21 protein-coding genes are annotated in these 21,854 nt (G+C 44.8%); 16 read left to right on the top strand and 5 right to left on the bottom strand.

Annotation, left to right across the window (positions count from 1 at the left end; translation table 11 throughout):
* Nucleotides 1–79: 79 nt before the first annotated feature.
* Nucleotides 80–796 (bottom strand): tRNA (guanosine(46)-N7)-methyltransferase TrmB, encoded by a 717-nt coding sequence (gene trmB / locus NYE25_RS27450; protein WP_036679523.1) that lies wholly within the window; start codon nucleotides 794–796, stop codon nucleotides 80–82.
* 196 nt (nucleotides 797–992) lie between these two features.
* Nucleotides 993–1,178 carry a hypothetical protein gene (locus NYE25_RS27445; RefSeq protein ID WP_042125061.1) on the bottom strand — a complete coding sequence of 62 codons (186 nt, stop codon included), beginning with the start codon at nucleotides 1,176–1,178 and terminating at the stop codon, nucleotides 993–995.
* Nucleotides 1,179–1,504: 326 nt separating this feature from the next.
* On the opposite strand from NYE25_RS27445, the gene NYE25_RS27440 reads away from it, so the two are divergent.
* From NYE25_RS27440 to NYE25_RS27425, 4 genes are read left to right on the top strand one after another with little or no spacing between them, the layout of a single operon-like run.
* A complete protein-coding gene (locus tag NYE25_RS27440; RefSeq protein WP_076286344.1) occupies nucleotides 1,505–2,461 on the top strand; it encodes a TIGR01212 family radical SAM protein in 957 nt (318 codons plus the stop codon).
* Entirely contained in the window at nucleotides 2,461–3,063 is a 603-nt protein-coding gene (locus NYE25_RS27435) for a class I SAM-dependent methyltransferase (protein ID WP_341147342.1), read from the top strand. Before NYE25_RS27440 ends, NYE25_RS27435 begins: the two co-directional genes overlap by 1 nt.
* Nucleotides 3,064–3,109: 46 nt before the next feature.
* Complete coding sequence (locus tag NYE25_RS27430) at nucleotides 3,110–4,078, top strand: type I phosphomannose isomerase catalytic subunit (protein WP_042185697.1); 969 nt, start codon at nucleotides 3,110–3,112, stop codon at nucleotides 4,076–4,078.
* Nucleotides 4,079–4,105: 27 nt separating this feature from the next.
* On the top strand, nucleotides 4,106–5,056 hold the full coding sequence (locus tag NYE25_RS27425; RefSeq protein ID WP_341147341.1) for an alpha/beta hydrolase: 951 nt from the start codon (nucleotides 4,106–4,108) through the stop codon (nucleotides 5,054–5,056).
* Nucleotides 5,057–5,368: 312 nt separating this feature from the next.
* Here the strand turns inward: NYE25_RS27425 and NYE25_RS27420 are convergent, their stop codons facing one another.
* Both NYE25_RS27420 and recQ read right to left on the bottom strand, forming a co-directional pair.
* A complete protein-coding gene (locus NYE25_RS27420; RefSeq protein ID WP_341147792.1) occupies nucleotides 5,369–7,276 on the bottom strand; it encodes a B12-binding domain-containing radical SAM protein in 1,908 nt (635 codons plus the stop codon).
* A gap of 16 nt (nucleotides 7,277–7,292) precedes the next feature.
* Entirely contained in the window at nucleotides 7,293–9,128 is a 1,836-nt protein-coding gene (recQ, locus tag NYE25_RS27415) for a DNA helicase RecQ (protein WP_076284133.1), read from the bottom strand.
* Between the two features lie 170 nt (nucleotides 9,129–9,298).
* On the opposite strand from recQ, the gene NYE25_RS27410 reads away from it, so the two are divergent.
* The 10 genes from NYE25_RS27410 to NYE25_RS27365 all read left to right on the top strand — a co-directional run bounded on the left by NYE25_RS27410 (nucleotide 9,299) and on the right by NYE25_RS27365 (nucleotide 18,435).
* Nucleotides 9,299–10,912, top strand: a complete 1,614-nt coding sequence (locus NYE25_RS27410; RefSeq protein WP_341125991.1) for a spore germination protein — start codon at nucleotides 9,299–9,301, stop codon at nucleotides 10,910–10,912.
* Nucleotides 10,905–12,008 carry a GerAB/ArcD/ProY family transporter gene (locus NYE25_RS27405; RefSeq protein ID WP_341147340.1) on the top strand — a complete coding sequence of 368 codons (1,104 nt, stop codon included), beginning with the start codon at nucleotides 10,905–10,907 and terminating at the stop codon, nucleotides 12,006–12,008. The genes NYE25_RS27410 and NYE25_RS27405 overlap by 8 nt, the downstream gene beginning before the upstream one ends.
* The gene (locus tag NYE25_RS27400) at nucleotides 12,001–13,224 is read left to right on the top strand and encodes a Ger(x)C family spore germination protein (protein WP_340974672.1); all 1,224 of its coding nucleotides are present in this window, start codon (nucleotides 12,001–12,003) and stop codon (nucleotides 13,222–13,224) included. Before NYE25_RS27405 ends, NYE25_RS27400 begins: the two co-directional genes overlap by 8 nt.
* 24 nt (nucleotides 13,225–13,248) lie before the next feature.
* Nucleotides 13,249–13,437 (top strand): CLC_0170 family protein, encoded by a 189-nt coding sequence (locus NYE25_RS27395; RefSeq protein ID WP_149645127.1) that lies wholly within the window; start codon nucleotides 13,249–13,251, stop codon nucleotides 13,435–13,437.
* A 93-nt stretch (nucleotides 13,438–13,530) separates the two neighbouring features.
* Nucleotides 13,531–14,523 carry an RluA family pseudouridine synthase gene (locus NYE25_RS27390; protein WP_341147339.1) on the top strand — a complete coding sequence of 331 codons (993 nt, stop codon included), beginning with the start codon at nucleotides 13,531–13,533 and terminating at the stop codon, nucleotides 14,521–14,523.
* A gap of 103 nt (nucleotides 14,524–14,626) precedes the next feature.
* Nucleotides 14,627–15,046 (top strand): GNAT family N-acetyltransferase, encoded by a 420-nt coding sequence (locus tag NYE25_RS27385; protein WP_339269406.1) that lies wholly within the window; start codon nucleotides 14,627–14,629, stop codon nucleotides 15,044–15,046.
* Nucleotides 15,047–15,143: 97 nt separating this feature from the next.
* Nucleotides 15,144–15,665, top strand: coding sequence for a hypothetical protein (locus tag NYE25_RS27380; RefSeq protein WP_341147338.1), 522 nt, complete (start codon nucleotides 15,144–15,146; stop codon nucleotides 15,663–15,665).
* A 47-nt stretch (nucleotides 15,666–15,712) separates the two neighbouring features.
* Nucleotides 15,713–16,108, top strand: coding sequence for a hypothetical protein (locus NYE25_RS27375; RefSeq protein ID WP_341147337.1), 396 nt, complete (start codon nucleotides 15,713–15,715; stop codon nucleotides 16,106–16,108).
* Nucleotides 16,109–16,128: 20 nt separating this feature from the next.
* Nucleotides 16,129–16,698: a TetR-like C-terminal domain-containing protein gene (locus NYE25_RS27370; protein WP_341147336.1), complete on the top strand. Its 570-nt coding sequence runs from the start codon at nucleotides 16,129–16,131 to the stop codon at nucleotides 16,696–16,698.
* Between the two features lie 156 nt (nucleotides 16,699–16,854).
* Nucleotides 16,855–18,435: an oleate hydratase gene (locus NYE25_RS27365; RefSeq protein WP_341147335.1), complete on the top strand. Its 1,581-nt coding sequence runs from the start codon at nucleotides 16,855–16,857 to the stop codon at nucleotides 18,433–18,435.
* 141 nt (nucleotides 18,436–18,576) lie between these two features.
* Here NYE25_RS27365 and NYE25_RS27360 read toward each other — a convergent pair whose 3' ends face one another.
* Nucleotides 18,577–19,299, bottom strand: coding sequence for a DsbA family oxidoreductase (locus NYE25_RS27360; RefSeq protein ID WP_341147334.1), 723 nt, complete (start codon nucleotides 19,297–19,299; stop codon nucleotides 18,577–18,579).
* Nucleotides 19,300–19,572: 273 nt separating this feature from the next.
* Between NYE25_RS27360 and NYE25_RS27355 the strand changes: the two genes are divergently transcribed.
* Nucleotides 19,573–20,505: a glycosyltransferase family 2 protein gene (locus NYE25_RS27355; protein ID WP_341147333.1), complete on the top strand. Its 933-nt coding sequence runs from the start codon at nucleotides 19,573–19,575 to the stop codon at nucleotides 20,503–20,505.
* Between the two features lie 180 nt (nucleotides 20,506–20,685).
* A complete protein-coding gene (locus NYE25_RS27350) occupies nucleotides 20,686–21,792 on the top strand; it encodes an FAD:protein FMN transferase (RefSeq protein WP_341049698.1) in 1,107 nt (368 codons plus the stop codon).
* The last annotated feature ends 62 nt before the right edge of the window (nucleotides 21,793–21,854 follow it).

The following is a 21,854-nucleotide window of genomic DNA, read 5'->3' as shown; positions in this document are numbered from 1 at the left end:
TTAAAAGCGGCAGCCTCCAAACCACTTGGAGGCTGCCGCTTTATTATTGAAGCACATCTTTTGGAGTAGTGCTTTGTAACTACAACCGATATTTGTCCAAACGGGTAGCTTGATACTGCTTGAGCGCTTCCGCACCTACAATGGCCTCACAACGATGGATATTCACGCCACGTCCGACAAATTTCGTCTCGTATTCCGTCATAATATGATCCTCATTTATGATGCCGTCCGCATGTAGGTCTAACGAGATATTTTTCATCTGTAGACCAAAGTCCGCAAATGCATTTAATGAGAATTCAAATAGGCTTCGAGAATCTGTTTTCAAATGAATTTCACCTAAGTCGCTTAGCAGCCCCCGATATTTGTCAAGAAAACGCGGGTGTGTCAAACGACGACGAGCATGCTTACTCTTCGGCCAGGGATCACTGAAGTTAAGATAAATCCGTTCCAGCTCTCCTGGAGCAAATACTTCCTCTGCATAATCAATATTGGCGAGTGCCAATTTCAGGTTGGGCGGCGTCTCATGACCTGCCGGCTCCCATACTGCTCTAGCCTTATCTCCAGCACGGCGGATCAGCTCATCATACATATCAACGCCGATAAAATTGATATCGGGATATTTGAAGCTCATTTGGCTGATAAACTGTCCCTTGCCCATTCCGAACTCCACATGGATCGGATGATCATTTCCGAACAGCTTGGACCACTCACCTTTATAACTCCGAGGGTCAAGAATGACTAGATCGGTCTGTTCTTCCAAACTTTCACGTATTCCTTTTCTTCCGCGTAAACGCATAGGTATTCCTCCGATTATCTCTTATACGATAACTGTCACTTGCAATATTGTGCCGAAATTGTCCCGAAAAGTAAAGGGATTGGGGTAAAAAAGAAAAAGGAATTCTCTGGCTCAGCTCTTAAATGAGCTATCCAGGGGAATTCCTTCGTTGTGTATATTTGGAATTAAGGCTCATTCTTGTCCGGTAGATTAGGATCTACTTTGTGTTTGAGCTTGTGGCAAATGTCTTTTTTTCGAATGCGCTGCGGATTTTACGCTGTGCATCTGTCTTGATCTTAGGGTTGCCGTTAAATTCCACACCTGTTAGTGCAAGGGCTTCATCTGGCGTTAAGTGGACTTCAATCGAATCTTTACCCTCAGCATATACCGTTTGAGAATTCATTGCTATCACCTCACGGTTATTATTATGGATCGGACGACACGAAATTATGAACTCCTGGCTGAATTTCTTTAAGCCACAGCAGCTTTTCACACTCTGAATATAACATACTATGTAAGCATTTTCAAGTTGAAAGCGCCTTACTTTCGGCCTATTTTTCATGCCAGTACCGGGAGTGAATGTTACGCCGAGCTCTGTTTTTTGATACAATGTATTGGATTATAAGAAACGGCTGTGTGTTCTTCTTTTATAAAGGATGCCATCCGTCTCAGAAAAATATAAGGATAAGGATAGTTATCCATGTTTATATTTTCAGAAAGGAGCTCCTCGTGTCTAATCTTCAATACACTACTCCTCCGCAGCTTTGGGGAGATAAACGTTTTCATACCTGGAATTACGAAATGCGTGAACATTTGAACACCAAGGTATTCAAAGTTATGCTTGATGCAGGCTTTACCTGTCCCAACCGTGACGGCTCCATCGCTAAAGGTGGTTGTACTTTTTGCAGTGCCAGAGGTTCTGGTGATTTTGCGGGAAGTCGCCGAGATGATCTCGTCACCCAATTTAATAATATCCGTGACAAGCAGCATCTAAAATGGCCAAACGCTAAATACATTGGATATTTTCAGGCCTATACGAATACGTACGCTCCGGTCGAAGAGCTTAGAGAATATTTCGAAGTGATTTTACAGCAGCCAGGTGTCGTTGGACTATCTATTGCTACACGGCCTGACTGTTTGCCGGATGATGTTGTCGAATATTTGGCCGAGCTAAACGAGCGCACGTATCTGTGGGTAGAGATGGGTCTCCAGACTATACACGACTCCACCTCTGAGCTAATTAACCGGGCTCACGATAGCCAGTGTTATGTAGATGCTGTTGAGAAGTTGCGGCGTCATGGCATTCGTGTCTGCACCCATATCATTCACGGTCTCCCACAGGAGACGCATGAAATGATGCTTGAAACGGTATCTGCTGTGGCTCGCATGGATGTGCAAGGAATTAAGATTCACCTTCTGCATCTCATGCGTAAAACACCCATGGTGAAGCAATACGAAGCTGGATTGCTACGATTCATGGAACAGGATGAGTATGTGAAGCTCATTGCCGATTCACTCGAAATTTTGCCCCCTGAAATGATTGTACATCGCTTGACTGGAGACGCTCCTCGGGATATCTTAATCGGACCGATGTGGAGCCTCAAGAAATGGGAAGTGCTAAATGCCATTGACGATGAGCTAGTTGCTCGTGATACTTGGCAGGGTAAGTATTGGAGGAAGAGCTAATGGGCTTTATGTCCGTTTTAAGCTTTGCTCATAAATTTATCTCTGAGCGGTTAACTTTAGGTGATCGTGCGATTGATGCCACAGTAGGTACTGGTGCTGATACGCTTTTTCTAGCCAAAGCAACCGGAGCTCGCGGTGAAGTCTACGGCTTTGACATTCAAGCTGCAGCACTGAGGCTGGCTGAAGAGCGCCTGCGGCTTGCAAGAGAGGAAGCTCCCTCGCTCGCCACCGTCACCTTGCTGGAACGTAGTCACGCCGAAATGGCTGAAGCTGTTCCAGCGAACTGGCATGGCACCGTTGGAGCTGTAATGTTCAATCTAGGCTACTTGCCTTCAGGAGATGCCGACAAGAACATCATTACTCAGCCGGACAGCTCCATTGCAGCCTTGGAAGCTTCTCTCCAGTTACTGCGTCCAGGTGGGATCATTACGGCAGTTCTTTATCCCGGCCATGCAGGTGGAGATAAAGAAGCCTCTGCCGTTGAATCTTGGGCAGCAGCTGTTTCCCAAAAGGTAGCACAAAGCATTGTTTATCGTCAGCTGCAGCGCACGGATTCACCTTATATGATTGCGCTCGAAAAGAAAAAAGGAATCCCCTCTTAAACTGTAAGCATCAAACTATTTTATATTTGGGAAGGAAGATGTAGCAATGACTCAACCATATCCTTTGAAATTTCAACCGGAGTTTAAAGAACGTGTCTGGGGAGGCCGCGCGCTGGAGAAATTCGGCCTAGATCTACCTGAAGGACATATTGGCGAAGGCTGGATGATCGCCGATCACGCGAATGGAACGTCTTCGGTGGTAAACGGAGAGTTAGCCGGTCAAGGCTTAGATCAAATTCGTGAGCAGTTCGGCCATGAATGGTTCGGAAGCAAAGGGATTTCAGAAACGGGTGGAAGATTTCCTCTACTAATCAAATTGCTGGATTGCAACGACAATCTTTCCGTTCAAGTCCACCCTACAGATGATTATGAGGGATTGCCACAAGGTGAACTGGGTAAAACAGAGATGTGGTACGTGTTAGACGCTAAGCCAGGTGCCAAAATCATCTATGGTCTTAAAGAAGGCGTGGATCGTGAAACATTGCGCGAAGCACTGGAGAAAGGCACCGTTATGGATAGCCTTCAAGAAGTATCTGTCTCTGCAGGAGACTCCTTCTATATTCCCGCCGGAACCGTTCATGCGCTATGTGCTGGTGTCGTTGTAGCAGAGATCCAGCAAAATTCCGACACTACATACCGCATTTATGATTATGACCGTCCAGGCCTGGACGGAAAACCACGTGAGCTTCATATTGAAGATTCACTTAATGTTACAGCTTATGAAGGCGCCGGGGCTACTTCAATGAAGACAGATAACGCAGTACCTGGTGAGTGGCTGCAACTTGCCGCTTCGCCATATTTTATCGTAGAAAAAGGAATCGTAAATGGTTCATGGGACCTCACCACTACAGAAGACAGCTTCACTATTCTAGTCATCTGTGAAGGCAGCGGACATCTTACTTGGGATGGCGGCTCCCAACCTTATGCTGCAGGAGAATGCTATCTGATTCCTTCCAGTCTCGGCCGTTACGCTATCGAAGGTCATTCTACTGTGCTTCGCTCTTATTTACCATAAGTCGAGAACCTTTAGGAGGAATGGACCATGAAGGAAAATAGCTTTACCATAACGGATCCCATAGGTGTAAATATCCATGTCTATGAATGGTTACCTGAATCCGATGTGTCAGTTAGAGGAATCGTGCAAATTTCTCACGGTATGTGTGAAACAGCTGTCCGCTATGCTCGTTTTGCGGAAGCATTAACCGGAGTAGGTTATGCAGTATATGTCAATGACCACCGGGGACATGGTAAAACCGCTGGTCAAGTTGATCTGCTTGGCGATGTTGGTGAAGACGGATTCTACTGGATGCGGCGCAATCTGCTCCAGGTGGCAGCCAAAGCACTCTCCAAACATGAAGGTAAGCCCATCTTTCTATTCGCTCATAGTATGGGTTCCTTTCTGGCTCAAAAGCTGATGTGTGAAGAGGGTAACGAAATCTATGCAGGATTTATCCTAAGCGGTACAAATGGTCCTCGCGGTATGCTGCGCCTTGGAGAATCTCTGGCTAGTGCACAGCTCAAGTTAAAGGGTGAACATCACCGAAGTGTACTACTGAACAGCTTAGTATTCGGCAGTTACAACCGTGCTTTTTCTCCCGTAAGAACTGCATATGACTGGCTGAGCAGCGATGATGCGGAAGTTGATAAGTACATTGCCGATCCATTCTGCGGAGCCATTTGTACAACACGCTTTTTCCGTGGTTTTTTCCACCTCCTAAGGGAGATCCATTCCGAGGAATCACTTAGGACATTATGTACAAGTAAGCCCATTTATATATTTGGTGGGGATAAGGATCCTGTAGGGATGAGCGGCCAAGGCATTCCTCGTCTTGCGGAGCTGTATAAGAAACGAGGGATATCGGACGTAGAGTATCGGCTCTATCCAGGTGGCAGGCATGAAATGCTTAATGAGGTGAACCGGGATCAAGTTACGGCCGATGTGCTTAACTGGTTAGAACAGCATTTCCCTTCTGAGGTTACGACTACAAGTTAAGAGAAAAACGTGGTTTATCAGTTTTATTAGACAGAAGAGCAGCGATCCTCCCGTTATTAGGGGATCGCTGCTCTTCGTTTTGGGTTGTGAGCAGCTTACATTACTCCTAGCTCCTTTCTTCCCCTCCGCTCTCGGACTCATCTGACGCTTTTGGTCAGCCATTACTATCCCCCTTCATTTTCGGACTTAGAAGACTTTTATGGCCAATCATCACTTCCCTCCACCACTTGCGGACTCAGAAGACGCTTGCGCATGTAACAAAAAAAGACCGCCCCCAAAGGAACGGTCTTTCCTCCCTACACAATCGCCTTATTACAAAGGCAGCGTATAATACTGAGCGCGTTGGCTCTCGTTCTGCTGATACATTACAATTAGCAGTGTACGACCTTCGCGAACGGAAGGTGATTCAGCTACGGCTACAGCAGAGCTTGTGGTTTGGACAGACTCTTCTAAACTACTCTCTGTAACTCCCTGTATTAATGACTCAGGAGAAGGTACAGCCCCGTCGTTAGCATCGCCTGCTTCCTCTTCCTCTGAACCCCCATCCGCCCGTAGACCACTGATGGATTCCAGCACCGCTTCAAGCGAGAACGGCAGCACTTCAAGCACCGTATATTTTTGCAGCTCTCTTTCACTGAGTCCGGCTTCTGCCAACTGCGCAGAGATTTGACCCGGATTAGCAGCGATATCCCTCAAGTAACTCGACCAATCCGACTTATCCAGCACGAAATCCCACCAGATTTTGCGAGGCTTATACTTGTGTCCTAGGAAATAATCAAGCTTCATTAGCCCAGTAATAATATCCATAGACGGAGTCCCACGATCTATCAAGAAGGACTGCAAACGGGTAAAGAGATCTTCTAGCTGATGCCCAATCTTTTGCCAGCCTCTCTCCTCCCAGTAGTCACCGAACTCCTGAAAGAAATCAAATGGTGAATCAAACACGTGACGGATCAAGTATTTGGCTGTATGGTCCATCCGGTGGCTGTTCCAGTATTTCTCCAGCACATCCTCAAGCCGCTTCAAACGAATAATATCCGAGAAGGTCATCATATGACTGCTAAGAATTTCGTAAGGGGCATGTTCCATATACGTATACTCATATTTTGCCGCCTGTGCACGCAGACCCGTCCCGCGAAGCATTTTGAGGAATCCAAGCTGCAGCTCTTCTGGCTCCATAACGAATACATCATTAAAGGTTTTGCGGAAGGTGGTGTAATCCTCCATCGGAAGCCCCGCGATCAAATCCAGATGCTGATCGATATTGCGACTTTCCTTAATCTTCATTACCGTACGAGAGAGCTTCTTGAAATTCTGACGGCGTTTAACAAGCTCGTTCGTCTCATCATTTGTAGACTGTACACCAATCTCAAATCTAAAGATGCCCGGAGGCGCATTATTCGACAGGAAATCCAGAACTTCTGGCCGCATGATATCTGCTGTGATTTCAAACTGGAACACACAGCCTTGATGATTATCGATCAGGAATTGAAACATTTCCATCGCATAGTTGCGGTTGATATTGAAGGTGCGGTCCAAGAATTTAATGATTTTGGCACCATTTTCAATTAAGTAGAGTAAATCAGACTTCACTCGCTCAATATCATAGTAACGTACGCCTACCTCAATACTGGATAAACAAAATTGACAGTTAAACGGGCACCCACGGCTCGTCTCAAAATAAACAATACGTTTGCTCAGATCTGGAATATCCTCTGGAAAACGATGCGGTGTAGGCAGCGTATTTAGATCGCTTTTGGGACGAGGTGGATTTACAATGATCTCCTCTCCCTTACGATAAGCAGCTCCGTACACAAAATGAAATTTCCGGTCGTCTCTCAGCTCCTGCAGCAGATGATGGAACGTCTCTTCTCCATCTCCGTTGACGATAAAATCAATGCCAGCTTCTCTCTTCATCCAATGCAGCGGCTCATAAGAAACTTCCGGTCCTCCGAGAACAATCGTAACCTCAGGCATCACTTGCTTAAGAATTCCGATCAGCTTGAGCGTCTCTTCGATATTCCAGATATAACAGGAGAAGCCAATCACATCTGGCCGTTTCTGAAACAAGTCGGACACGATATTCATCACGGGATCTTTAATGGTGTACTCCACCAAATGAATATCTTTAAATTCATGCTCACTGTAAGCTTTAAGCAAACGGATCGCCAGTGAGGTATGGATATATTTTGCGTTTAGCGTGGTCAGAACGATTTTCAATGCTACACGACCTTTTCTACATTTCATTTTGAAAAAACTCTAGGAATGCCTTACCATACTTCCGGTATTTCACTTCCCCGACACCCTTTACCCTCAGCATTTCCGCTTCGGTCTGTGGGCAAACCACACTCATCTCACGCAGCGTGGCATCATTAAAAATAATATATGAGGGCACATGCTCACGTCCCGCCAACTCTCGCCGGATCAGACGCAGTTGCTCAAAGACGGTCTCATTGACTGCCGAAGGTGACAGGTCATGCCCGCGACTACGAACTCGCGTACCAGATGCCGCACCTGCTCGTGATGGCCGCGCTACTCGCTGCATGACCTCACGCTGTCCGCGCAGTACCTCAGCAGCCAAAGGCTGGAGCCGCACTACGGGGTATTGTCCTTCAGACAAAGCAAGATATCCCTCAGAGATGAGTACATTGATGCTCTCTGAGATCTCCTTCTCTGTCCGGCTCGACATCGCCCCATGCGTTGGCAGCTTGTCAAAACCATATTGCATCACCTTCTGATTGCGAGAGCCTTTCAGCACAGAAGCCACCAACGCAACTCCATAACGTTCCCGCATACGGTGAATGCAGGAGAATATCTTCTGCGCATCTACGGTCATATCTACAAGCTCTCGTTCATCTGTACATGAGCTGCAAATGCCGCATAACTTGTCCTCATGCTCCTCCCCGAAATAATCCAGCTGGGCACTGCGCAAGCAGCGGGTAGTATAACAATAATCAATCATTTGCTGAAGCTTGCGATATTCGTTAGCTTTACGGTCCGTATCCTGCGGATTCTGCTCGATCAGGAACTTTTGCGTCATAATATCCTGTGCGCTAAAAAGCAAAATACATTCACTCGGCTCCCCGTCACGTCCAGCACGGCCCGCTTCCTGAACATAAGCTTCCATATTTTTTGGCATATTATAATGAATTACGTACCGGACATTGGATTTGTCAATCCCCATCCCAAAAGCGTTGGTGGCCACCATGACCCGGATATCGTCATATAGGAAGCCTTCCTGGCTATCTGCCCGCTCCTGATCATTCATACCTGCGTGATAGCGGCCTGCCGCTATTCCTGAAGCCTGCAGCCTTTGATATAGATCATCCACTTCTTTGCGTGTAGCCGCATATACAATACCCGGCTGATGAGAATGCGTTGCTGTGTAATCCATGACGAATTCCCGCTTATTCTCTCCACGTAGCACAGACATCGCTAGATTATCTCTTCCGAGTCCAGTCATGAAAATACCCGGCTCGCGCAGACGCAGCAGCCGAACCATATCCTCCATAACCTCTGGTGTTGCCGTCGCTGTAAATGCAGCCAAGATTGGCCGTTCTGGCAGCTCGTTCACAAAAGGTGATACCGACAAATAGCTTGTACGGAAATCATGTCCCCACTGAGATACACAGTGCGCCTCATCCACAGCCACACAGGAAATCGCCAGCTCAGCCATCTCCAGACGGAACCAGTCCAGCTCTAGCCTTTCGGGCGCAACATAAAGCAGCTTCAAATCGCCGCGACGGGCAGCCCGAATCCGCTCATTTACTTCTTTCCCGCTTAACGTGCTATTAATAAAGGCTGCCGGAATACCTGCCGTGGTTAACGCATCGACCTGATCCTTCATCAGAGAGATCAATGGTGAGATCACTAGTGTTAGCCCAGGAAGCAGCAGTGCGGGAACTTGATAGCAAATCGATTTCCCACCTCCCGTAGGAAGAATACCGAGTGTGTCGCGACCTTCCAGCAAGTTCTGAACAATCTTCTTCTGACCATCCCGAAAATCCGGATAACCGTAATATTTTTGCAGCTCAGCCTGCGCCTGTTCAATAGTAGGTGCTTGCATCATCATATCTCTCATAACCCCTTAAGCGTTTCTATCTTTAGTTTAGCGGTCAAAAGTGTATTGAGCAACACTCCTTAACTATGGTCACCATGTTCTTCCTTTGAAATATTTACATAAAAGGCCTTCTTTTAAGCCAAGCTTTAAGAAGAGAGATTTCATAGAAGGGTGGAGCGACCGTGCAAAATTGGAAACAAAAATATACCTCTTTTAAACATAAACCTGCACGCAAAGAGTCCTCTGCCCAGGACAATCGTCCGGTAAAGCCACTGGATTCCAGCCTGGAGAGCAATATAAGCTTCATTCAACAAGTCTTTGGAGAAGACAGTGATCTTATAGTCCGTAACTTCAAGGTGTACGGTAGACATGATGCGGCTATTATCTTTTTTTCTTCTGTGGTGGACCAGAATCAAATTCAGAACTATGTTTTAAAGCCATTAATGAATGTTTCCTCTGATCTCTCAGAAATTCCAAAAGATCTAAAGGATTTACCTGATTACATCTGGAGTATGACGGTACAAGTAACACAAGGTAACCGTACTAAGGATCTAAATACTCTAGCCTCTATCTTGCTGGAGGGAAATGTAGTTCTAATCATAGATGGAATGGATCAGGCACTTTACTTCAATCTGCGTAAAATTGAGCATCGTAGCATTGAGCAACCTCAAACTGAACAAGTCATACGCGGTTCGCGTGATGGGTTTATAGAGAATTTAGAATCCAATATCTCTTTACTTCGCTATCGACTACAAACACCGGATTTTCGTGTAGTAACTGCCCCTCTTGGCGTACGGACGCGCTCAAAAGTATCTGTTTGTTATATCGAAGGAATAGCCGATCCAGGGCTAGTTCAAAAGGTGATGAAGCGATTATCAGCAATAAATGTAGACGGCATCCTTGATGCGGGGTATATCGAGCAATTCATAGAGGATCATCCCCTTTCCCCGTTTCCACAGGTTCAGCCAACCGAACGTCCGGATAAATCTATAGCCTCTTTATTAGAAGGACGAGTCATCATCCTTGTAGATGGCTCACCATTCTGCCTCATCGTCCCGGCGCTTTTCAATCAGTTCTTTCAGACGATGGATGACTATACAGAACGTTTTGTTGTAGGAAGCCTCCTAAGAATGATCCGCCTGATCGCATTATTATTTTCCCTTTTCTTCCCAGCCTTATATGTATCCATTATCTCTTTCAATCCTGAGCTATTGCCGACAGAGTTCGCCGTAGCAATAACTGGTGCAAGAGCTGGCGTACCCTTTCCAGCCGTATTGGAAGTTCTGATTATGGAAGTCTTCATGGAGGTGCTGCGCGAAGCAACCATTCGCCTACCGCAAATGATTGGCGGGGCTCTTTCTATTGTAGGTGTGCTTGTCATTGGTCAGGCAGCCGTAGCAGCAGGTCTGGCGAGTCCAACTACCGTAGTTGTTGTCGCTATAACGACCATAGGGTCTTTTGCCACACCCGCTTACAATGCCGCAATCTCTTCAAGAATGCTTAGATTTCCACTGATCATATTGGCAGGCTGCTTTGGTCTGTACGGAGTAATGCTTGGCACTATTGTTATTGTTAACCACTTATTATTCTTGGAATCCTTCGGCGTTCCCTACATGACACCCTTTGTTCCTACGATTTGGAAGGACCTCAAGGATAGTATTGTTCGTGTACCTTTATGGTGGATGCGAAGTCGCCCAAGCTTTCTCAATACACCTGATCCCGATCTTCTTGCGAAGGATATCCCCAAAATGCATACCGATCTGATTTTTAAGGAGAAAAGTGAAGCTGATGAATAGTAACCGCCCCATAACAACGATCCAAGTCATGGCTGTAATCATCAGTACGATTATAGGAATAGGAATCTTAAGTATTCCTCGTTATATGGCTGAAGCCGGAGACAGTGGTGCACCGCTCGTAACTGCTTCTGGCGTACCTGTTGCTTTTTTAGGTTGCTGGTTTACAGCGGTTGTCTGCCGAAAATTCCCTAACGAAACGTTGTTCGTATTCAGCCGCCGCCTTCTCGGAACTTGGCTCGCAGATATTTTCTCCATGCTTATTACTTTGTTTTTTGCTTTCTCTGCCGGGATCACCATGCGCCAATTCGGAGAAGTATGTGTTGCGGTTGTCTTTAAAAAGACACCAATCGAAGCAGTAATTCTCTTAATGCTCCTACTGGTTGCCTTATCAATCCGTAGAAATATTGTAAAATTCACTTATGTACATGTTTTTTATTTACCCTTTATTCTATTATCCGTTATCGCAATTATATTGGTAGCTATGAGAAATGTTGATGTTCTGAACCTGCTACCCCTCACCGGAAATTACACCACCTTTTCAAGCTTTTCCAAAGGAACAATTACATCCGCTGGCCTTTATCAAGGCACATTTGTCATCATCCTGCTGGTTCCTCTAATGAAAAAACCTCAACAGATCCTTAAAGCAGGCACTGTTGCGCTTGGTATCATTGGATTCATTTATGTAATGATCGTGTGGGTCACTCTAGGCATGTTTGGAGCTCAGGAAACCAAATTACTGTCCTATCCAACCCTAGAAGCAGCTCGCTCCATATCCATCGGCGCAGGACTATTAGAACGGTTTGATGCTCTTTTTATAATAATTTGGGTGATTTCTATATTCACTACCATTTTTACGAACTACTACTTAGCCGCATACTCTCTGCAGCAAGTGCTGCGGCACAAGGATCACCGCCTAATATCCAGTTTCTTACTTCCACTTATCTTCACTTTTTCACTTTTGCCGAGAAACATATTTCAGGTCTATTCATTTGCTAGCATTACAGCGATAATCGGTTTGATTTTTTTGACCTTCTATCCTCTTTTATTATGGTTAGTCTCTTTAATCCGAAATAAAGGAGCCATTTCTCATGAATGAAAAAATTTATAAGCGTGTAGTTCTTATTTTTATTCTCTCACTCCTGTCTGGATTGCTCGCAGGTTGCTGGGACCAGCTCGAAATTGAAGATCGTGCATTGGTGCTAGGGTTATCCATTGATTCCGTCCCTCCAGACAGCAAAACAAATGATGACCAAACCACTCATCTTAAAAGCGCAAATATTAACCTACCCCAAATTCGTGTAACCGCCCAAATTGCGGTTCCGGGAAGAGTTCCACTGGGACCAGGCAGTGGGGGTGAAGGCGGAGGCGGGAATCAAAATCCAGTATGGGTCGTAGAAGTATACGGGTACACATTAGATGACGCCATGAACAATTTGCAGCAGCAAATTTCTGATCCACGTTATCTAATTCATTTACGAGTGATTATTATTAGTGAGGACATAGCAAGAAAAAGCATGGACGACTTAAATGATTATTTGCGGCGAAATCCAGAAGTTCGTCGCCGGACCTGGCTGCTAGTGTCCGAAGGGGAAGCTGCCAAATTCATGAATATTAATCCTCCACTGCAGCGAGTGCCGACCCTTTACATCCTCTCCACCATGGAAAAAGCAGTGACATCGGGGAAATTTCCCGCTGATTATATAGGTGTATTCTGGTCAGCAGATTCCAAATGGGGCGAAAGTGGTTATCTGCCTTACGTCTCATTACATCAGGAAGACAATATCATGATTAAAGGCCTAGCTTACTTTAGTGGTGGAGTGATGGTCGGTTCGACGATTCCGATTGAGATTGGAGCATATATGTCCATGAAGGGCATTAATCCCGGGGGATACTCCGATCTTTTTTATGCTGATGAATTCGGTCCGGTGATGCTCAAGGTCAACGACCGGTTCACGAGGGTGAAAGTTCAATTCAAAGAGGGCAAACCTCACATCACCTATAACCTCTCTTTAGAAGCGGCTCTAGATGAGCATTTACGTAGTAATATCCCTATCGATTCCAGCCGTTCTTTAGAAAAGATTGAAGATATCTTTCAAAAGAGAGTGATCGGTATTTTCAACCACCTTATTGAAGAAACTCAACAAGCACATTCCGATGTCTTTGGCATGGGTGAATATATTCGTGCATATGCTCCCTCCTACTGGAAAGCACATGTTCGTGACAAACATGACTGGGAGCAGCAGTATTCCAATCTCAGTATTGAAGTTAAGTTGAAAACTCACATCGACAGAGTAGGTCTTAAACAAAATTAAATGACGTTTATAGGAGGCACTACTATGCTCTATCACCAGCTAACCTACGTAATTGTTGCGCTGCTGATCTCCAGTGTTCTGTTGCTTACTGTGGATACTAAAATATATGCAGTCAATGCTATGCACCGGGAAAAGAAATACGCTAATGTGATCGGTTGGATATATTTCAGCTTATTCCTGCTGATAGGACTAGCTCAGCTATTCTATCTATAAATCGAATTCGTTTCTTGCTGCCCTTCACATAGTATTTCTTAACCGCCCATGGTATATTGAGGAGTACAATATTAAAGGACGGAGAATGCAGTCATGAACACAAGAAGAAATCCTAAAGAAACAGCCAAAAGAGGTACTCGTTCCCACAGCAATTCCCACAGCAAGCCAAATGGCAAGCTTAATCATAAAGCTAAAGCACCCGCAGCGCCCAAGTCTTTTACAGTAAATGAACCTTCTGAGCTGCTACCCTTCTTACTCATCCATATCACAGGCCGTGGACGAAATGCTATTAAATCTATCCTCTCGCGTGGACAAGTAGCAGTGAACGGCAAAGTAATCACACAGCATAATTTTCAATTGCATCCGGGTCAAACTGTGACGATTGATCAAGAAAAGCCTGTACAAGTAGCGGAAACGATCGGACTCACCATCGTCCATGAAGATGATGATCTAATCATTATTCAGAAGGATGCTGGACTGCTGTCGATTGCCACTGCGGAAGAAAATGAATTAACAGCTTACCGCCAGCTTATGGAGCATGTCCGCATCAGCAATCCTAAGAATCGAATTTTTGTCGTGCACCGCTTGGACCGCGATACGTCTGGGGTAATGATGTTTGCCAAAAGCGAACGGATCCAGCAAGCACTGCAAACTACGTGGAAGGATACCGTGAAAGAACGTTCTTACGTAGCTCTAGTCGAAGGCGCCGTCAAAAGACCTGAAGGTACAGTGAGCTCTTGGCTAAAAGAAACCTCTACCCTGAAAATGTACTCCAGTCCTCATGAAGGCGATGGTCTACATGCGATCACACATTATAAGCTCATTCAGGCGAACCGCCACTTCTCGTTACTTGAGGTAAAGCTTGAAACTGGACGCAAAAATCAGATTCGTGTTCATATGGCAGATATCGGCCATCCGATTGCAGGAGACAAGAAGTATGGTGCAGAGACCAAAACGGTAGGCCGTCTCGGTCTGCATGCTCGTGTACTTTCTTTTATTCATCCTACTACAGGAGAGTTAATGACCTTCGAAAGCCCGATTCCGAAGACTTTCCTGAAATATACCGCACCTGCACCTACGAACTAACAAGATCACAGTGAATACCCATTCATCCTAAGGGGGCTGATTACAGTGGAGCTTACTACACTACAATCGCTACAATAACTTAACAAAGAATGGGTGATTAGCTATGACAACAGCACATCATTATGAATGTATTGAACGTTTACCCACGACTGAGGAGCATGCCTCCTTATGGGAAGCTGTCGGTTGGGGGAACGTGAATACGGAAATGACCGCAGCCTCTCTGGCTCATTCGGTGTATGGTATGGTCGTTGTACAGGAAGACAAGGTTATCGGTATGGGGCGGATCGTCGGCGATGGTCATATGTATTTCTATATTCAGGACGTAGCCGTGCTTCCCGAATTTCAGGGCCAAGGCATTGGTAATGTCATTATTGAGCAGCTAATACACTATATTCGATCTCATTGTTTTTCTGGCGCGTTCGTCGGACTTTTCGCATCACATGGGAATGATACCTTTTACGAACGATACGGCTTTCAGAATCATGCCCCGGGTATGACGGGCATGTTCAAGGTCATGGAGTAACAAGCGAAAGATGCCCGGTCCATATGGTCCCCGGGCATCTTTTTCACTTCTATTTAGATCATGTTACAATACTAATAAACAAAAGAAGGTGCCATTATTGTTCCATCCTACTGTCTTCGATAATATTAAAATTGCTTTTGAGAACCAAATCTACGATTACGATAATTTGGACGGAATTCTAGTAGTTACGGATCGTTCCGACCTTCTGAATATGGCATCGATGTCCAGAGAATTTAGCCTTTCCTTCCAATTGACGGCTGGCAGGAGCGTAACCGCCGAAGTCTTTCTTACTTCATCTGTGAAAGATCTTAGCGATGAAATACTGGAAGTGCCTAACACGGATCCCGGTTGCAATCTTTCGTTACGTTTTTATATGGAGATCGAAGATATCCCTGCTGAATGTCAGGCGATCGAGAGTGTTCTCAAAGCGATCTGGGGGCCTGAATTCCAGCCTGTGCAATCTTTAAGCTTCATTTATGGTCAAGAAGGTGAAACCTACAACAACTGCATCGAGCTGCGATTCAAAAGGCAAATCACAGAGGAGCAGATGGAGGACATTCCGAACCTGCTGAATCATCTGCTGCAAAGTGTAGAAGAACTGGAATCTTTCTCCGTATAATCTCTACTGTACACCGTTCGTACTTTGGAAAAAGAGGTGAGCCAGAATTGAAATTCCTGCCTGCAACTAAAAGTAACCGTTGGTTTATCTGGATGGCTGTTTATGGTATTTTTCTGTGGCTGCTTTTTATTCTGCACAGATTCGTTATGATGGCTCATACATTGGATGTCACACTCTTGCTGCGCTTCGCACTCTTTTCCATTGTCGTATCTGGTATCGTTAACGTCTTAGCATGGTTCGGAGCTCGTCTACTCTGGTTAATCACTACAACAGGAATAATCATCGGTTCAGTAATTATGCTAAGCTACACCTATAGAGAGATGTCCGGTTGGGAGGATCTCGCGGGACTCCTTGCTTTTTTCTTTTTTATATGTGGAGGATTTGCACTCGGTTTATTGGCGGAAGCAATTCGTCTGCTGGTTAAGCAGTGGCCGAAAGCTTGAACGGAGGAGATGATCGATCGTTGTCCAATTCTTTTCTAACCAAAAATGCATTGTCCCATTCCTTAAAAGAACTAATGGAACATACGTCGCTCAATAAAATTACAGTCAAACAACTCGTGGACCATTGCGGACTAAATCGACAAACCTTCTATTATCATTTTCAAGATATATTTGATTTACTCGGTTGGATCTATAAGACTGAGGCTGTAGAGAGCATCGCCCAGTATCGTAGCTACAGTACGTGGACGGACGGTTTTTATAAAATCTTCTGCTATATCGAACGAAATAAAACCTTTTGCTGCAACACCTTGAACTCACTGGGCAGAAATCATCTGGATGCGTATCTATACGAAGTGACGAATGATCTCATTATGGGTGTCATAAACGAACTGTCCGCCGGGATGGAGGTTAGCCACGAAGATAAACATTTCATTGCTAACTTCTATACACTGGCCTTCACAGGCCTTGTCATTCAGTGGATGAGAGACGGGATGAAGGAGCATCCGGATCACATTATCGAGAAGCTAAGTGTACTCATTGAGGGGAATTTTCTAAAAGCTTTGCACAAATATGAGAACAAACCGTTGTAACCTTTGGGTTCAGCGGTTTTTTTGTCTAAAAACTAGACACATGGACCGTAATGACTAAAATCCATACACTCTAAAAGGATTGATTATACCTTCGAAATTGGAGTTGGTTTACATTAAGAGTGTGATTATTTCAACAACAACTTGGAGGCGACCATTGTGAAAAAAGAGTACGGTAATAAACAGGTTTATTTTGTCGGTGGCGGAATTGCATCCTTAGCGGGCGCGGCTTACCTGGTCAGAGACTGTGACTTTCCGGGACAGAACATTCACATTATTGAAGAGATGAAGATTCTCGGTGGCAGCAACGACGGCGCAGGTGACGCTGAGCGCGGTTATGTCATTCGCGGTGGCCGGATGCTCAACGATGAGACCTATGAGAATACATGGGATCTACTCATGTCGATTCCCTCCCTCGACCATCCTGAGAAATCCGTTAGAGAAGAGATTATAGAATTCGATACCGCCAATCCAACACATGCTAACGCTAGACTCGTTAACCGCAACGGTGAGGTGGAAGATGTATTATCCATGGGCTTCGATATGGCTGACCGGCTTGCGATGGGTAAATTGATTATTACACCAGAAGAAAAAATGGGAAAAGCTCGGATTAACGACTGGTTTGGTCCACACTTTTTCACCACGAACTTCTGGTATATGTGGGCTACTACTTTCGCCTTCCAACCTTGGCATAGCGCGGTAGAGCTTAAACGATATATGATTCGCTTCGTTCATGAGTTCCCAAGAATTCAAACCCTGGAAGGCGTAACCCGCACTCCATATAACCAGTATGATTCCATCATCTTACCTATGCACAAATATCTCGAAGGCTTTGGTGTAGACTTTACATTGAAATGTACAGTAACTGACCTGCAGTTCAAAGACGGAGATGGCATTACCGTAACCCAAATGAACGTCCTGCGCCAAGGTGTCCCAGACGTTATTAACATAAGCGAAGACGATATCGTAATCGTCACGAACGGCTCCATGACTGAAGGATCAAGCCTTGGATCCATGACCTCTGCCCCACGTCTCAATGGAAAGGGTAGCTCATGGAAGTTATGGGAGAACATCGCTGCCAAAAAACCAGGTCTCGGCAATCCATCCTCCTTCGATGATCATATCGATGGTTCGAAATGGGAGTCCTTTACCGTGACCTTCCAAGATTCCAAATTCTTCGATCTTATGGAGAAATTCACTCGTAATCGTGCAGGCACTGGCGCATTGGTTACCTTTAAAGATTCGAGCTGGTTAATGTCCGTTGTCTTAGCTTTCCAACCGCATTTCCGCAATCAACCAGAGCATGTAAAAGTATTCTGGGGTTACGGTTTGTACCCTGACAACGTAGGAGACTTCGTGAAGAAGAAAATGAGCGAATGTACTGGTGAAGAAATTATGGAAGAATTAATCGGTCATCTTCATTTCGAAGAACATAAGGACGAGATCATGGCAACTGCTAATTGTATTCCATGTATGATGCCTTATATCACTTCACAATTCATGCCTAGATTAAATAGCGACCGACCTAAAGTAGTGCCTGAAGGCTCCACTAACCTTGCCTTCGTTGGCCAATATTGCGAAATTCCAGATGATGTTGTATTCACGGAAGAATACTCTATCCGAGCAGCAAGAACTGCAGTATACACATTGCTCGGCATTAACCGGCCTATCGAGCCTATCAATCAACATCAGTACGATGTCCGCACCTTGTTCACAAGCTTTATCACTTCTTTTAGATAAACACATCATAAAGAGACAAGCGCTCCCGGATAGATTCGGGGGCGCTTGTCTTTTTAATGTGTAAAACAGAGCAGAGTTTCGGAATTAAAAAAAGAAGAAATGGAAACTTCTCCATCTCTTCTTCTCTACACTATACAAACTTTATATATTGCAAGATCCGTCCGCGCAGCCATCATCCGTGGATACTTTGGATTTTCCATTACCAACCACCTGCAGCGTTGGTCCTGCTTGCTCCTCCGCCCACACGGTATCCAACACCTCTGTAAATACAGGTCCTGGCTGTGCACCAGATAACGCATATTTATTATTGAACACGAAGAATGGTACACCGGTAATATTAAGACGGCTTCCTTCTTCGATATCGCCGTTCACTTCAGCTGTGTAAGCATCTGTCTCCAGCATTGCCGCAACTTCTGCCTGATCCAGCCCTACCTCGGCAGCAAGTGTAGCAAGTACACTGCGGTCTCCAAGATTCAATGAATCCGTAAAGTAGGCACGTAGCAAACGTTCGGACATTTCTGCACCTTTTCCTTTTGAGCTTGCAAAGTGACTCAGGCGATGACTATCGAAAGTATTCGTATGCTTCATCGTATCGAATTGGAAATCCAATCCCACATCTTGGGCTTGATCAGCTAACTGAGCATTCATTGCTTTTGCTTTTTCAATCGTCATACCGTATTTGGAAGCCAGCATCTCATGAATACTCTGAGTCTCATTCAATTTTGCATGAGGATCCAGTTGAAAACTACGGAATACCACCTCTACTTGATCTCTGTTCGGGAACTGACTCAGCGCATTCTCCAAACGTCTTTTACCAATATAACAAAATGGACACGCATAATCGGACCAAATATCTATTCTCATGAAAAAAACCTCCTAATATTATTGTTCATTTGTAATTGCTGAATAAGATTGATAACTAAATATTCGTCGCTTACTATTATATAGTTAAAAACCGAAAAATACAAACTTAACTTTTATTTTCAAAAAATCTCTATAGACCTGAACCCCAACTAAAAGTATACGAAAGTGGTATATACGCTCTTCTTCAGGAACGATAGAATCAAGGTAACCATTTCGCCGGAAGACTACATTCAGATTAGCGGACGAAAGAAGTCCTGAAGGGAGATTCAAGATATGTATGATCTATCTATAGTGATTCCTACCCGTAACCGAATCGACGACCTTACGGTGTGCATAGAGTCCATTGGCAAGCAGACACAGCTTGAGGACATCTCCATCGAGCTATGGATTGTGGACGACGGTGAGATCCCTGAGGACAGATTAGCCTATTATCGTGAAATACTAACTGGGTTACCGCAGGCTAAACTACATTATCATCGCAAAACTAAGCCTGGTCTCTGGCTTTCCCGTTACGAAGCGCTAGGACTGATCCATGCAGAAATTATGCTTAACTTAGATGATGATGCAGAATTAGATGACTCCTTATATATTCGACGACTGCTAGATACTTATGCAGCCGATGATTCCATAGTTGGTGTAGGTGGTGTAGCCAAAGGCATACATAGTAGCATGCCAAGCAGGCTATTCGGTATGCTAACCGGACAAATGTCCGGATCACCAGGCAGATTGTCGGCAAGTATGTTTGCAGGCTCGCAATTCCTTTGGGGAGAGAAGAAGCATGTATTTGAAACGGATTTTTTTCACGGCTGCAATATGTCCTTCCGGCGCTCGGCACTACGTGATATTAAACCCTATCCATGGATGACAAGCTATTCCATAGCCGAAGATATTTATTTGTCTCATTTGGCCAGCCGCTATGGCAAGCTTGTGATTAATCCCGCCATGAAAATCATCCATCATGAGTCGCCAGGCTCTCGCGATAAGGCAGGCGTTGTAGCACGTGCTACCGCCATCAACCACTACTATCTGCTCAACTTGCGTAAAGCTCCTTTTATGAATTATGCTGCCTTGATCTGGACACTGGCTTGTCTGACGGCTAAAGCAACTCTAAAACGGAATTTCAAAGCTGTTAGCGGATATGCCAAGGGTATCCTCTTCGTATTAAATCCTCGCAAGAATAAATATAGTGAATATATGCTCGATTAAGTAGCATCGTTTACTTCTAAATCTGTAGCACCGCTCCGAATCAGGATACGGGGCTTTTTTCTATGTCGCCCGATTATATCCCTAAATGTGTCATGAAATTAATTTCCATCAAGTTGTTATCTGGGGTATGATATAAATAATGTGTTTTGTTTTAGAAACTAACTTTATGGATGGTGGAATATGTTCAAGAACAAAAAAACGACGCTGATCCTCGTTGTAATCGTCATCGCCCTCATAGCTGTCGGCGCTTGGCTAATTACTAAGGATAAGGACGATAAAACAGCGGGAACTACGGGTAGCGCAACAACATCCGGAAAAGGAGAGGAAAAGTCTCTCTCTCAAACCTTTTATATTTATGACACTGTTGTGAATATCAAAGTGTTCGGTGCTACAGTAGAACAGAAAAATATGGATGATATCCAGCAGATGCTGGAGCGAATGGATATGGAGCTTAGCCGCACCAAAGAAGGTGGAGAGACTTACGCAGTCAATCAGGCAGCAGGAAAAGAAGCGGTTGTTGTTTCTGACGAGACCCTGGATGTAATTAAACAATCCATACAATACGCAAAAGAAATGGACGGGCTATTTGATCCTACAATCGGTCCGTTAATCGATCTTTGGAATATCGGTAGCGGTGGAGATAAGGTCCCTCCCCAAGCTGAAATTGATAAAGCGAAGAGCCTAACCAATTACAAGGACGTTGAAATTGATGAAGCTGCGAAAACTGTAAAGCTGATGAAGGAAAATATGGTGCTAGATCTGGGCGGCATTGGTAAAGGTTATGCTGCTGACCGTATCGCTGATTATTTGAAAGAGCAAGGTCTAAATAGCGCTATGATTAACCTCGGAGGCAGCAGTATTATTGCTCTCGGTAAGAAGCCAAACGGAACGGAATGGAATATCGGATTGCAGGATCCAGATCAAAGCCGTGGCACACAGCTAGGAACCATTAAAATCTCAGATGAGGTCATCGATGCTTCTGGTGTTTACGAACGGTATTTTATGCAGGATAATATTCGTTACCATCATATCCTTGATCCACGCACAGGATATCCCTCACAGAACGGTCTCAAAAGCCTTACCATTATGAGCCCGAATGCAACAGATGCGGATGCCTTATCCACTGGGGTATTCCTGATGGGAATCGAGGAGGGCATGAAATATCTTGAATCTTTACCTGATGATGTTGAAGCTTTCTTTATTACCGACGACAACAAAATCTATGCCACTAAAGGCATAAAAGAAAGAATGAACCTGACAGATCCAACGTATAGCTTCGCAGATTAAACGAAAAAAGCTTGTCCCTTTGAGCCGAAGCTGGCTTTCTAGGGAGCAAGCTTTTTTTGGAT

Origin of the sequence: Paenibacillus sp. FSL E2-8871 (assembly GCF_038000345.1) — a bacterium.
In the GTDB taxonomy this organism is placed as follows: Bacteria; Bacillota; Bacilli; order Paenibacillales; family Paenibacillaceae; genus Paenibacillus_AQ.
This window is presented reverse-complemented; position numbering and strand designations above follow the sequence as displayed.